Here is a 13,413-nt window from a genome sequence, read left to right as displayed (position 1 = left end):
GTGGCGCCCGGGCGCGAAAGACCCGATGCGTTTTCTTGGCGGCTATCCGCCCAATGTGCTCGCGCAGGTGCGCGCACTGATCGATGCCGACCGTCTGGGCGAGCACATCGCCCGGCGCTACCCGGACCGCCACACGATCCAGACCGACCGCGCGCTCTACGACTACGCCGGCGAGATCAAACAGGAATACCTGCGCAGCGCGCCGCCGCTACACAAGGTGGGATATGACGCGCGGCTGGACACCGCCCAGCACGCGCTAGGACTGCATACCGCGATTTCTCGCGTGCAGGGCGGCAAGCTGAAAGCCAAGAAGGAAATCCGGGTGGCGTCGCTGTTCAAGGAAGCACCACCGGAATTCCTGCGCATGATCGTCGTGCACGAGCTCGCGCATCTGAAAGAGACCGACCACGACAAGGCGTTCTACCGGCTCTGCGAATATATGGAGCCGTGCTACCACCAACTGGAATTCGACACGCGATTGTTCCTGGCGTGGCGAGAGATGGAAAAGCGCGGCGGCGCCTGAGAATCTCCCCGATTCAGTCGCAGCTATACCGGTACTTGTCGTTCAGCGCCAGCGGCAACACCAGCGTCCGGATATTCAGCGCGGCGGCCTTGGCGCATAACGCCGGCCGCTTTGTGGGATCCTTCCACTTCGTCGCATATTCCACGTTGAACACCGGCTTGCCTTGCGCCGTGAAGGCCGAGTATCCGCCGCACTCGTTGTACTGGAAGCATTGCTCGTTAATCGCGAAATCAAATGACGATGCCAGATCGGTGAGTTGATCGACGTCGTTCTTCAATCCGATCGCCAGACCGCGCGCATGTGCCGCGTTAGCCAGAAAACGGTTGTAGTCGAGTTGGGTATCCGCCGTGAGCGGCAGGCCGGTGTTATTGGTATATCCATCGACATTGTCGGGATCGATGCCGTCACACCCCTTCGAGACCGCCAGATCCATACGCGCGGCCATGATGCCGCGCACATTGCTGGATCGCGTATCCAGCCAGCGCTCGCCCGCCCAGCCGCTGAGTACGTTGCCCATATCCGAGGGCTGGAAACTCTGGAAATCGGGGCGCCAGTCCTCGCTGCTTCCCGCGGAGAAATAGCACACGACTCGCCTGCCCTGCTCCTTGAGCGATGCAATGGTCGACGGTGGCGTGTCGAACAGGTCAAGCACGTAGAGCGCGACGTTGTAGCTCGTATCGAGTTTTCCCTGGAGTTGAAGCTGCCACGTGTCGGTCACCGAGGGCATCCAGCGGACTGGATTGGCGACCATACTGTTGTTCACCTGCTTCGGCGAAAGCGTGGCGGCTTCCGTCACCCGGACCACCGTGCCGCCCGAATTATCGTCCCCGCCACCACCACAGGCCGCGACCGCGATAGCGGCCGTCACCGCTGCAAGGCACGCCTTCACCGAGCTTGCCAGTTTTCCATCCATTTCAATTGCCCTTCCAGTTGAACCCCAACAAAACCTTCAATTGGCCGCTATATTCTTCCGCCCGCGCAGTCGGCCACCACACGGGAGCTGCCTTTCGTGAAGAAGGCATATGTGATGCATGGCGCATTATCACGGAGCCGGTTCTGGTGGTAATGACAACTTGCGTCGATGGGTGGAAATGCGACACCGGTGCCACGAACACATCTCACCGATCATCAAGAAGCTTGCCTCCGTAACCGATATCGGATTCGATTATGAGTTCGCAAAAATGTCACATTCAGTTTCGCCCGTGGACGGACAAATAATGTCCGTTTCGCAATTTTGAGGTCCCAATCGCTATAGATCCGGTTTTCAAGTCTTATGTGTGCAACATCCGGGCGACCAGAAAAGCCCGAGGCAGCAACTCCGCAATACTCTGTCAGTCAGCGCTTCCTAAGAGTCTCCGCCGGTGCCTGCCTTGTCGTACTGATGCTGTTGGCCTGGCTGGTTTTGCATCAGTGGCAAGCATTCTCGCGCAGCGACCAGGCACTCTCGGATTTCGAGATCTTCCGCGCGGCGCTGCTGGCGATGGAAAAGGTATCAGCAGAACGCGGGCCCATGAATGCCGCGCTTGGCGAGGATGTACCGGTGCCGGCGCAGCGCATCGCGGCACTACGCAAGGCCCGCGAGGAAAGCGATGCCAGTCTGCGTGACCTCGACGCAGCGATCGAGGCTAGCCACTGCCAAGAGTGTGCCGCGCTTTACGTGACAGCCACCCACACCATCACCACGCTGGCCGAGGCACGCAAACATGCCGACGACGTACTGCTGGTACCGCGCCAGACCCGGTCCCCAGAGTTGCTGAACAACGCCGTCAACCACATGGCGAACGTCATCCCGATCATTGCAGGCATCGCCGATGGCACCATCGAGGACATCGTCAGCGGCGACGCCGCAATCCTGGACGACCTGCAGATGGCCCGGCTCGCAGCCGCACTGCGCGAACACGCCGGGCTGCTCGGTTCGCGCTTTACGGGCGCGCTTGCATCGGACCGGCAACTGACCGAGCAGGAACAACAGCGCATCTTCAACAGCGAGGGCCGCGTGGAGCAGCTTCGCACGCTCCTGGCATCGCACGCCGGCAACCACCCTGCCCTCGCGCCGGAAGCAGTAAGGCGTGTGGGCATGGTGTATGGCGAAGCCGGACTGGCCTATGTCACCAAGGTCTACCGCCGCGCGAAACGTCCGACGGGCGCCGGCATCACCACCGGTGATTTCGCCGCACAGTACGTGCCGACGATGCTGCCGATCGTCCAACTGCGCGACGAGATTCTCGACCAGGCCCGCGCGCGGCTGCACCGCAACCGCGACGTCACCCTGACGCTGCTACTCGGCGCATTCGCCATCGCCTTCGCGCTGCTGGGAACGATGATCTGGCTGCATTCGCTGTTTCACCGGCAGATTCTGAAACCATTCTTCGCGGCCACACGTTCCATCCTGGCCATTGCGAACGGCAATCTCTCCGTACGCGTGCCATCGCCCGATAACTACCGTGGCGAAATCCGCGCGCTGCTCGAGGCCGTTCACACACTCAAGCGCTACAGCCTCGACAAGCAGCAACTGGAACAAGACCGCCAGAGACTGATCGCCCAGCTGACCACCATGGCGGAAACGGACGCGCTCACACAGTTGCTGAACCGCCGCGCACTCGAAGCACGGGCTTGCGACCTGTGCACGAACCCGGAGGCCGACAAACCCTACGTCGCGCTAGTGATGTTCGACATCGACCATTTCAAGCGGATCAACGACACGTATGGGCATATCGCGGGGGACCGGGCGCTCGAGATCGTTGGCGCCGTGTGCCGGGACGTGCTGGGTACCGGAGACCTGGCCGCGCGCTTTGGCGGGGAAGAATTCGCGGTGGTTTCGCTGGTGAGCACACCCGGCGAAGCATTGACGCTCGCCGAGCAGCTAAAGGAAAAGCTGCGCGAGATCCGGGTGACGCTGGAGAGCTGCAGGCCGTTTGGCATGACCGTCAGCCTCGGCGTCGCCATCGGACGCCGGGAGGATGTGGGCCAGGACCTCTCGGCGCTGATCAGGCAGGCAGATCTGATGCTTTATCGGGCGAAGCGCGGGGGGAGAAATCGGATTGAGGGGGATTGGGAACTGATAGTTGGTTGAGCGGCGGATGCCAAGCAACTGTTATCACGTCGCAACTGGCCGCCAGATACTCTTTAGATGCTGCAATCGACATCCCCATCCGGCATGACATCGCCCCGTTACGCAGACCATCGACGTAAGGTATTCAAAAAGCAAAAAGGCCACGCTCTCGCGTGGCCTTTTCACATGATTCTTGGTGCCGGCTGCAGGACTCGAACCCGCCACCTGATGATTACAAATCAACTGCTCTACCTGATGAGCTAAGCCGGCATTTTTGGTGCAGTCCGCGATTCTACTTCAAGCGGACCACTTTGACGATGGCTTATTTGACCACCTTCAAGGAGGGCTTTTTCCCGCCGATGCGTGGCACGGGCGGCGGCGTCGGGTCGTCGTCAGGAGAGGCGCCCTCTTCCGCCGTTACCGGCGCCGGCGTATCGCTGTCGACCGAGGCGAGCTTCGGCGGCGGGTTGTTCTCCCGCTCCGTCGCAGCCTGGGTTTCGGGGATACTGCGTTCCACCGGGAACGCCATGCCCTGGCCGTTCTCACGCGCGTAGATCGCCAGCACGTTATCCACGGGCACTTCGATCTTGCGCGACACGCCACCGAAGCGCGCGCTGAACGTAATCCACTCGTTCCCCATATCGAGACCGCTGGTCGCGTCGAAGCTCACGTTCAGCACGATTTCGTTATTCTTCACGAATTCGCGCGGCACGCTGGTATTGCCGTCGACGAAGACTGCGATGTACGGCGTGAAGCCGTTATCCGTGCACCATTCGTAAATGGCCCGGATCAGATAGGGCTTGGTGGATGTTTCAGACATTACGCTTTGCGGTGGCGACGTCGGATGTGTCTTAGCGACGCATCACCTTTTCAGACGGGGTCAGAGCTTCGATGTAGGCCGGGCGGCTGAAGATACGTTCGGCGTACTTCAGCAGCGGCGCGGCGTTCTTCGACAATTCGATGCCATAGTGATCCAGGCGCCACAACAGCGGCGCGATGGCGACGTCGAGCATCGAGAACTCTTCGCCGAGCATGTACTTGTTCTTGACGAAGATCGGGGCCAGTTGCGTCAGGCGGTCACGAATCGCGGCGCGGGCGCGCTCGTGATTCTTTTCCGCGGCCTTGCCCTTTTCGTTTTCCAGCACGTAGACGTGCGTGAACAGTTCCTTTTCGAAGTTGAACAGGAACAGACGGGCACGGGCGCGCTGCACCGGGTCGGCCGGCATCAGCTGCGGGTGCGGGAAGCGCTCGTCGATATACTCGTTGATGATGTTCGATTCGTACAGGATCAGGTCACGTTCGACGAGGATCGGTACCTGGCCGTACGGGTTCATCACCGAGATATCTTCCGGCTTGTTGAACAGGTCAACGTCGCGGATCTCGAAGTCCATGCCCTTTTCGAACAGGACAAGGCGGCAACGTTGGGAAAACGGGCAAGTGGTACCCGAATACAACACCATCATGGTTGAATTCCTTGGGTGTGGAGTGCGCCAGATCGATATAACTTCAGCGAACTTGGCAGAGCTAGGTCGGACAGGGCAAACATTCTGTCAGAACGCCCTATCGAAAAGCAAATAAGTTACAAATACAAGGTGTGCCCCCAAGCCGACTTGACCGAGCGGCTGCCCGGTGTCGCGCAAAACAAAAGGGCCGACGCGGTGCTGCACTGCTGCAACCTCCGCGCCGGCCCTTCGGCGGGCACCGCCAGGCTGTTACAACCAGCCTGACAAGCCACACAGGCTTACTTCACATCTTTCCAGTAAGCGGCATTCAGGCGCCAGGCAAACACGGTGAACATGCCCAGGAACAGGAGCACCCACACGCCCAGACGCTTGCGATGGCTTTGCTCCGGCTCGGCCATCCAGTTCAGGTAGTTCACCAGATCGGCCGCGGCTTGGTCATATTCCTGCGTGCTCAGCTTGCCCGGGGTGATCTGCTCGAAACCTGTGAACTTGTGCACCTTCTCGCCGTGTTCCTCGGCCTCCGCGAACTTGGCGGCGCGCTGGCCCTGCAGTTCCCACAGGACGTGCGGCATGCCGACGCTAGGGAAGACCAGGTTGTTCCAGCCCGTGGCGCGGGTGTCATCACGGTAGAACGTGCGCAGGTACGTGTAGAGCCAGTCGTTGCCGCGGGCGCGGGCGATGACCGACAGGTCCGGGGGAATCGCGCCGAAGAATGCCTTGGCGTCCTTCGGGTGCATCGCGATCGTCATCGTTTCGCCCACCTTGTCCGCCGAGAACAGCAGGTTCTGCTGGATCTGTTCTTCGGTAAGGTCCAGGCCCTTGAGCCGGTTGTAGCGCATCATCGACGCGCCGTGGCAGTTCAGGCAGTAGTTGACGAACAGCTTGGCACCGCGCTGCAGCGATGACACATCGCTCGTGTCCAGCGGCGCCGGCTCCAGCGGGTAGCCCCCTTCTGAAGCCATCGCGGGCATCGCCGCGAAACATGCGCCGACCAGTGCGAAGATCGAAAGCAACTTTTTCATCTTGTGTCCTTGTCCTCTTGTAGGGTCGCGCAGCGTCTTAGTGCGGATGGAACGTGACGCGCTCCGGCACCGGCTTGAACGTGCCGGCACGGCTCCACAGCGGCATGGTCAGGAAAAAGGCGAAGTACAGCAGCGTACCGAGCTGCGACACCTTCTCACCCACCGGCGACGGCGGTTGCACGCCGAGGTAGCCGAGGATCAGGAACACCACCACGAAGACAACCAGGATCGTCTTGTGGAATGCGGGGCGGTAGCGGATGGACTTGACCGGCGAGCAGTCGAGCCACGGCATGAAGAACAGCACGATCACCGATCCGCCCATCACCAGCACGCCCCAGAACTTGGCGTCGATGAAATAGAAGCCCACGGCCAGGATCACCAGGATCGCCACCGAACCCATCTTGATGCGTGCATCCTTGCTGCGCAGGAACACCATGCCCAGCACGATGGCGAAGAACGCCCACAGGATCGGCAGGAAGTTCGCCGTGGTTGCGCGCAGCATCGAGTAGAACGGCGTGAAGTACCACACCGGCGCGATGTGCGGCGGCGTCTTCAGCGGATCCGCCGGGAAGAAGTTGTTGGCTTCCAGGAAATAGCCGCCCACTTCCGGGAAGAAGAAGATCACGGCCGAGAAGATGATCAGGAAGCCGGCCACGCCCAGCAGGTCATGCACCGAGTAGTACGGGTGGAACGGGATGCCATCGAGCGGAATGCCGTTCTCATCCTTCTTCGCCTTGATTTCCACGCCGTCCGGGTTGTTCGAGCCCACTTCGTGCAGCGCGATGATGTGCGCCACCACCAGGCCCAGCAGCACCAGCGGCACCGCGATCACGTGGAAGGAGAAGAAGCGGTTCAGCGTGGCATCGCTCACCACGTAGTCACCGCGGATGAACAGCGACAGGTCTTGGCCGATCACCGGAATCGCCGAGAACAGGTTCACGATCACCTGCGCGCCCCAATAGGACATCTGGCCCCAGGGCAGCAGGTAGCCCATGAACGCTTCGGCCATCAGGCACAGGAAGATCAGGCAACCGAAGATCCAGACCAGTTCGCGCGGCTTGCGGTACGAACCGTACAGCAGCCCGCGGAACATGTGCAGGTACACCACGACGAAGAACGCCGAAGCGCCGGTGGAGTGCATGTAGCGGATCAGCCAGCCCCATGGCACTTCGCGCATGATGAATTCCACGCTGGCGAATGCCACTGGAATGCCAGCCGCGTTCAGCGTGCCGTCCGGCTTGTAGTTCATCACCAGGAAGATGCCGGTGACGATCTGGATCACCAGCACCAGCAGTGCCAGCGAACCAAAGAAGTACCAGAAGTTGAAGTTCTTCGGCGCGTAGTACTTGGAGAGGTGGTCTTCCCAGAGTTGGGTGGCGGGGAAGCGGGCGTCGACCCAACCCAGCAGCCCGGTAGTCTTGACTTCTTTTTCGGCCGCCATGATCAGGCTTCTCCTTTCTCGTCCTTGCCGATCACGAGCTTGGTGTCGGTCAGGAACTGGTACGGGGGTACGTCAAGGTTCTGCGGGGCCGGTTTGTTCTTGAACACGCGGCCAGCCAGGTCGAAGGTCGAGCCATGGCACGGGCAGAGGAAGCCGGGATCAGCGCCGAGTTGAGGGTTGGCGCCTGCGGGAAATGGGCCGGATGGCGAGCAGCCGAGGTGGGAACAGATTCCAACCACGACCAGCAGGTCCTTGTGGTCGGCACGGGAACGGCTTTCGTTCTTGCAGTACTCCGGCGTCGGCATGGTGAAGGGGACGTCGGAATTCGGGTCCGCGACTTCGGCGTCGGTCTTCTTCAAGGAAGCCATCATCTCCGGCGTGCGCCGCAGAATCCAGACTGGCTTGCCACGCCACTCCACCGTCATCATCTCACCAGACTTCAGGGCGCCAATGTCCGCCTCGACTGGTGCGCCCGCAGCCTTCGCCTTCTCGGAAGGTGCAAAGGTACTCACGAACGGTACTGCTACTGCTACGCCTCCTACGCCGCCTGCGACAGAAGTCGCGATCAACCAATTGCGGCGACCTTTGTCCACGTTCTTCACGTCTTGCTGGTCACTCATTCCAAACCCCAGGGGATGTCATCAATTGAATCTTGCGTCAACAAAAAATTATACCTGAGGCACATCTGGCGACGATAGGCGAACTACGGATAGCCGACCGCGCTTTTATCGGTCATGGAGACGCAATTTCCGCATCCAGACTTGCACTCGAGGGTGCGATGATGCAGTCTCTGTCAAACTCAGACGTTAATCTGGAACAACAAAACGGAGAATAGCGCTATGGGAATGATGAGCGAATTCAAGACCTTCGCCATGCGTGGCAATGTCATCGACCTGGCGGTCGGTGTCATCATCGGGGCGGCATTCGGCAAGATCGTCGATTCAGTCGTTAATGACCTGATCATGCCTGTCATCGGCAGAATCGTGGGAAAACTCGACTTTTCCAGCATGTTTGTCATGCTGGCGGATCCCCCCCCAGGCACCCCGCAAACGCTGGATGCACTGAAGAAAGCGGGCGTGCCGGTATTCGCTTACGGAAATTTCCTGACCATCGTGGTGAATTTCGTCATTCTCGCGTTCATCATTTTCATGATGGTGCGCGGCTTCAACAAGATGCGCGAAAAGGAGGCTGAGCCTGCCGCGCCGGCCGTCACGCCGGAAGATATTGTTCTGCTGCGCGAAATTCGCGACAGCCTGAAAGCCCCGCGCGGCTGATGATTGCGACCCGGCTCAGACCGGGTTCGGAATGTCGATAAATGTGTGGCGCAGCCCGAAGCGCTGCGCCAGATGTTCGCCCACTGCACGGATGCCGTAGCGTTCCGTCGCATGGTGGCCGGCAGCCAGATAGGCCACGCCGCTCTCTCGCGCCAGGTGCGTGGTGGGCTCGGACACCTCCCCACTCATATAAAGATCCACACCCGCGCCCACCGCTGCCGCGAAGTACCCCTGTGCGCCACCGGTACACCAGCCCACGGTGCGGATCATCTGGTCGGCGTCGCCGATGACCAGCGGCTCCCGCTCCAGCACGCCACCCACATGGGCCGCAAAGGCGCTGAGCGGCATGGGCTGCGGCAGCGTGCCGGTCCAGCCCAGTTGATCATCGCTGAAGCGGCCCGTCGGAGTGATCCCGAGCTGCAGACCCAGTTGGGCGTTGTTGCCGAGTTCCGGATGGTTGTCGAGCGGCAGATGGTAGGCCAGCAGATTGATATCGGCGCCCAGCAGGCGCTTCAGGCGGGCATGTTTCTGGCCGACGATACAGGCGTCCTCATTTTTCCAGAAGTAGCCGTGGTGCACGAGGATCGCGTCAGCGCCGGCTTCGATCGCCGCATCGATCAGTGCCAGGCTTGCCGTCACACCGGTGACAATATGGGCAACCTCCGGCCGACCCTGCACCTGGAGTCCATTCGGGCAATAGTCCTTGAAACGGGAAACCTCTAGCAGGTCGTTCAAGTACAATTCAAGCTCTTTTGTTTTCATTTTCTGCTCAAAAATCCAATATGTTGCGCCGCTTCTGGCTGTTCTTCGCTCAGGCTGTCACGGTTGTTCTGGCCGTGTGGTTCGTCGTGGCCACACTCAAACCCGAGTGGCTGCAGCGCGGGCGGGTGGCCGTGCAATCGGGTTCGCCTATTGTGGCGCTAAAAGAGGTCGTCCCCAGTGTGGAAGGTTCGGCCGCTCCGGGGTCCTATAGCGAGGCGGCCCGCCTTGCCATGCCCGCAGTCGTCAATATTTTCACCAGCAAGAACGGCTCGAAGCGATCGCCCAATAACCCGCAGACTGAAGACCCGTGGTTCCGGTTCTTCTTTGGCGACCGCTTGCCGGAGCGCCAGGAACCGGTGTCGAGCCTGGGCTCGGGCGTGATCGTCAGTGCCGAAGGTTACATTCTAACCAACCACCACGTTGTGGACGGCGCCGACGAAATCGAGGTGGCGCTGACCGACGGACGCAAGGCAAACGCCAAAGTGGTCGGCTCCGATCCCGAAACCGACCTTGCCGTGCTGAAGGTCACGCTCAAGGACCTGCCCGCGATCACGCTGGGGCGGATCGAGAACGTGAAGGTGGGCGATGTGGTGCTGGCTATCGGCAACCCGTTTGGTGTCGGCCAGACCGTGACAATGGGTATTGTCTCGGCGCTCGGCCGCAGCCATCTCGGCATCAACACGTTCGAGAACTTCATTCAGACCGATGCAGCGATCAACCCCGGTAACTCCGGTGGTGCACTGGTCGACGCGCAGGGCAATCTGCTTGGCATCAACACGGCGATCTATTCGCGCTCGGGCGGCTCGCTCGGTATTGGCTTTGCGATTCCGGTGTCGACCGCCAAGCAAGTCATGGAATCGATCATCTCTACGGGTAGCGTGACACGTGGCTGGATCGGCGTGGAGCCGCAGGATCTGACCCCTGAGATTGCCGAGTCTTTTGGGCTCGAAGCCAAGGAAGGCGCCCTGATTGCGGCGGTGGTCCAGGGTGGGCCAGCGGACAAGGCCGGCGTCAAACCTGGGGATGTGCTGGTCTCGGTCGACAATCAATCGATCTCGGACACCACCGCCCTGCTCAACGCGATTGCACAGCTGAAACCGGGCGCCGAGGCGAAGATGAAGGTGATTCGACGCGGCAAGCCGACGGAACTCACTGTCACGATCGGCAAGCGCCCGCCTCCTCCGCGCAGGCCGATGCCGCTGGATGAGGAAGAGTAGGCAGGCTCGCTGCTCGCTGGTAATTCATCCGGCATAGATATCAATACAAAACCCCCCGTCAGTAGTGACGGGGGGTTTTTGTTTGTGCCGGCTGGGAGAGCAATTCGTTTGGGTACATCGGGCACAAACCGGGACAACACGGCGCTCTTCGGCACACATGGATTCTGAAGGTACTGCCGAGGAGAACGAGAAGCCAAGCGCCCCATGCCGCGGACTCGCGGCATTCGCCAACCCCTTCCGGCCCGGCCGGCAAGAGGGCGACTCACCTTCCGTGTCCGCGTACCCGGCATCGCCCTGGTCATCGATCAGCTAAGCGGTTGCCATCAAGTATCGAACCGGATGTAGCCCCCAATTCGAGCCCGAAGCCTAGCGCCGGTACGCCCGCACAATCAAGGCCCCGGACAAAACAAAACGCCGACATCCTTTCGGATGCCGGCGTTCTGAATCCAATCTGAAGCGGGCTTACACCCGCATCAAATTAGAACTTGTGGCGCAGGCCAACCATGGCGCCGAACTGGTTGTACGAACCCAGAGTCGTGCCAAAGCCGGAGCCACCAACGCTGCCCGGGCTAGCCGACGACGTGCCCAGAGTCGAGCCGTCCTTGTTCTTCGTGTAGGCCAGGTTGAAGTAGGCGTCCGTACGCTTCGAGAAAGCGTAGTCCGTCGACACAACGAAGCTCCACGGATCAGCACCGGTGTTGCGGAAGTCTTGGTAGTACGCGGCGCCGGTCAGCGACAGAGCCGGGGTCAGCTGGTAACCCATGCCCAGCCAGTACAGGTTCGAGACGTTCGCAATCTTCGTAGCGCCGTCAACGGTGTTCACACCGCCGGGCAGAACTGCGCCGCCCAGACCGTGAGCGTAACGGTAGCCAGCGAACACCTTGGCCGGGCCGAAGGCGTACGTACCAGCAACCGAAGCGCGGCGGATCTTGGCGCCGTCAGCAGCAGCGATACCAACGTTGGTTTCGTCATAGATCGCGCCAACGGAGAACGGGCCACCGTTGTACATCACGCTTGCGCTCATCTCGCGGCCCAGGTGGTAGTTACCCGGAACTTCGCCGCTGGTGCCTTGGTAGATGCTAGCCGTGCCAGCCGTGTTCGAGCCGGTGCTGTACAGCAGCGAGCCGGTCAGGCCACCGAACGTACCGATGTACTTGATCGAGTTGTCAGCACGTTGCTGGAACTCCGGAGCTTGAGCCGTGATCGAGTAGTTCGACGAGATGGCCATCGGGTCGAAGGCCAGACCGAAGTCATAGAACGGCGTCTGATGGCGACCCAGGGTCAGCGTGCCGAACTGGCTTTGCATACCGACGAAGGCTTGACGACCGAACAGACGGTTGTTTTGGCCCGACGTACCGGTGTCAACGTTGAAACCGCTTTCCAGCACGAAGACGCCCTTCAGGCCACCGCCCAGGTCTTCAACGCCACGCAGGCCCCAACGGCTGCCCGACATGCCGCCCGAGTTCAGGCGCACGACGTCGTGGCTACCGGACACGCCCGGCTGGTGGTTAGCGTACTCGACGCCAGCGTCAACCACACCGTACAGGGTCACGCTCGACTGGGCATAGGCGCCACCAGCGGCCAGAGCGGCGACGGCAGCAGCAAACAGTTTCATCTTCATATCGACACTTTCCTTGTCAACTGATTGGGAAATCTTGGTTGCCCAAGTGTTTGGGCGACGCATTCACCTTCACGTCTGCGTCGTATTATGTGTCACCCCCCTTGCTCGCCAGAAGTCTTTTTCGCCGTAAACGCGGTTTACCGACGCTTCTTGTTGTGATGAAGCAACAGCAATTGGGGAGGATTTCACCAAATTGGTGCAATGCGCAGTATTCAGTCTCGGGGATTACCAACCGTTAACTGAAGTCCTGGAACTCAATCTGCCTGGGTTTCACCCTCGGCAGGTGCACCAAGCGGCTGTTTCGAGACGAATCGCGCCATCAGCAGCCCGAGTTCGTACAGCGCGATCAGGGGTACGGCCAGTAAGAGCTGCGACATGACATCCGGCGGCGTGACGACGGCGGCGATGATAAATGCGCCGACAATCACATACGGCCGGATTTGCTTGAGCTTCTCGAGCTCGACCACGCCGAATTTCACCAGCACGATCACCACTACCGGCACTTCGAACGTAATGCCGAAGGCCAGGAATGTCGTCATGGCGAAACTCAGGTATTTGTCGATGTCCGTCGACATGTCCGCGCCAAGCGGCGCGTTGTAGTGCGCCATGAAGTGGAACACGGTCGGGAACACCAGGAAGTACGCGAACGCGACGCCGCACAGGAACAGCACGTAAGTGCTGGACACCAGCGGCACGACCAGCTTCTTTTCATGCTGATAGAGTCCCGGCGCCACGAACTGCCAGATCTGGTACAGCACCCATGGCAAGGCGATAAGGAATGCGACCAGCATGGTCACCTTCATCGGCACGAAGAACGAGCCGGTAACATCAGTAACGATCATGCGTCCGCCCTTGGGCAGCGAATGCAGTAGCGGGGCCGCGAACAGATTGAAGATCTGCGGCGCCCAGTAAACCATGGCCAGGAAAACGATAATCACCCCCGCCACCGCCTTGACCAATCGCTCGCGCAATTCGATCAGGTGGGAGATGAAGGTTTCCTGCTGGGATTCGTCGTTGGGGTCTGCGGAGCCCGCCATG

General features: G+C 60.4%; 13 protein-coding genes and 1 tRNA gene. 4 read left to right on the top strand and 10 right to left on the bottom strand.

Annotated features, from left to right (window positions below):
* Window positions 1-25 precede the first annotated feature (25 nt).
* Entirely contained in the window at window positions 26-523 is a 498-nt protein-coding gene (locus D769_RS06110) for a M48 family metallopeptidase (RefSeq protein WP_008643095.1), read from the top strand.
* Window positions 524-536: 13 nt separating this feature from the next.
* Here the strand turns inward: D769_RS06110 and D769_RS06105 are convergent, their stop codons facing one another.
* Window positions 537-1,436 (bottom strand): endo alpha-1,4 polygalactosaminidase, encoded by a 900-nt coding sequence (locus D769_RS06105; RefSeq protein ID WP_008643093.1) that lies wholly within the window; start codon window positions 1,434-1,436, stop codon window positions 537-539.
* A 468-nt stretch (window positions 1,437-1,904) separates the two neighbouring features.
* Here D769_RS06105 and D769_RS06100 point away from each other — a divergent pair, with 468 nt between their 5' ends.
* On the top strand, window positions 1,905-3,596 hold the full coding sequence (locus D769_RS06100; RefSeq protein WP_008643091.1) for a GGDEF domain-containing protein: 1,692 nt from the start codon (window positions 1,905-1,907) through the stop codon (window positions 3,594-3,596).
* A gap of 173 nt (window positions 3,597-3,769) precedes the next feature.
* Here the strand turns inward: D769_RS06100 and D769_RS06095 are convergent.
* From D769_RS06095 to petA, 6 genes are all read right to left on the bottom strand, one after another.
* Window positions 3,770-3,845, bottom strand: a tRNA-Thr gene (locus D769_RS06095).
* A gap of 52 nt (window positions 3,846-3,897) precedes the next feature.
* Window positions 3,898-4,395 (bottom strand): ClpXP protease specificity-enhancing factor, encoded by a 498-nt coding sequence (locus tag D769_RS06090; protein WP_008643088.1) that lies wholly within the window; start codon window positions 4,393-4,395, stop codon window positions 3,898-3,900.
* Window positions 4,396-4,426: 31 nt separating this feature from the next.
* On the bottom strand, window positions 4,427-5,038 hold the full coding sequence (locus tag D769_RS06085; RefSeq protein ID WP_008643086.1) for a glutathione S-transferase N-terminal domain-containing protein: 612 nt from the start codon (window positions 5,036-5,038) through the stop codon (window positions 4,427-4,429).
* Window positions 5,039-5,316: 278 nt separating this feature from the next.
* The gene (locus tag D769_RS06080) at window positions 5,317-6,060 is read right to left on the bottom strand and encodes a cytochrome c1 (protein ID WP_008643082.1); all 744 of its coding nucleotides are present in this window, start codon (window positions 6,058-6,060) and stop codon (window positions 5,317-5,319) included.
* Window positions 6,061-6,097: 37 nt separating this feature from the next.
* Entirely contained in the window at window positions 6,098-7,501 is a 1,404-nt protein-coding gene (locus tag D769_RS06075) for a cytochrome bc complex cytochrome b subunit (protein ID WP_008643080.1), read from the bottom strand.
* Window positions 7,502-7,503: 2 nt separating this feature from the next.
* Window positions 7,504-8,121, bottom strand: a complete 618-nt coding sequence (gene petA / locus D769_RS06070) for a ubiquinol-cytochrome c reductase iron-sulfur subunit (RefSeq protein WP_008643078.1) — start codon at window positions 8,119-8,121, stop codon at window positions 7,504-7,506.
* Between the two features lie 219 nt (window positions 8,122-8,340).
* Between petA and mscL the strand changes: the two genes are divergently transcribed.
* Entirely contained in the window at window positions 8,341-8,775 is a 435-nt protein-coding gene (gene mscL / locus D769_RS06065; protein ID WP_008643077.1) for a large conductance mechanosensitive channel protein MscL, read from the top strand.
* Between the two features lie 15 nt (window positions 8,776-8,790).
* Here mscL and D769_RS06060 read toward each other — a convergent pair whose 3' ends face one another.
* Window positions 8,791-9,537 carry a Nif3-like dinuclear metal center hexameric protein gene (locus tag D769_RS06060; RefSeq protein WP_008643075.1) on the bottom strand — a complete coding sequence of 249 codons (747 nt, stop codon included), beginning with the start codon at window positions 9,535-9,537 and terminating at the stop codon, window positions 8,791-8,793.
* Window positions 9,538-9,557: 20 nt separating this feature from the next.
* Here D769_RS06060 and D769_RS06055 point away from each other — a divergent pair, with 20 nt between their 5' ends.
* On the top strand, window positions 9,558-10,754 hold the full coding sequence (locus D769_RS06055; RefSeq protein ID WP_008643073.1) for a Do family serine endopeptidase: 1,197 nt from the start codon (window positions 9,558-9,560) through the stop codon (window positions 10,752-10,754).
* 478 nt (window positions 10,755-11,232) lie between these two features.
* Here D769_RS06055 and D769_RS06050 read toward each other — a convergent pair whose 3' ends face one another.
* The gene (locus D769_RS06050; protein WP_008643071.1) at window positions 11,233-12,375 is read right to left on the bottom strand and encodes a porin; all 1,143 of its coding nucleotides are present in this window, start codon (window positions 12,373-12,375) and stop codon (window positions 11,233-11,235) included.
* A gap of 254 nt (window positions 12,376-12,629) precedes the next feature.
* On the bottom strand, window positions 12,630-13,412 hold the full coding sequence (tatC, locus tag D769_RS06045) for a twin-arginine translocase subunit TatC (RefSeq protein ID WP_008643069.1): 783 nt from the start codon (window positions 13,410-13,412) through the stop codon (window positions 12,630-12,632).
* Window position 13,413 lies beyond the last annotated feature (1 nt).

This window comes from Cupriavidus sp. HMR-1 (assembly GCF_000319775.1).
GTDB classification, from domain to species: domain Bacteria; phylum Pseudomonadota; class Gammaproteobacteria; order Burkholderiales; family Burkholderiaceae; genus Cupriavidus; species Cupriavidus metallidurans.
The sequence above is the reverse complement of the archived record's forward strand: the minus strand, read 5'-3'. Positions and strand labels throughout refer to the sequence as shown.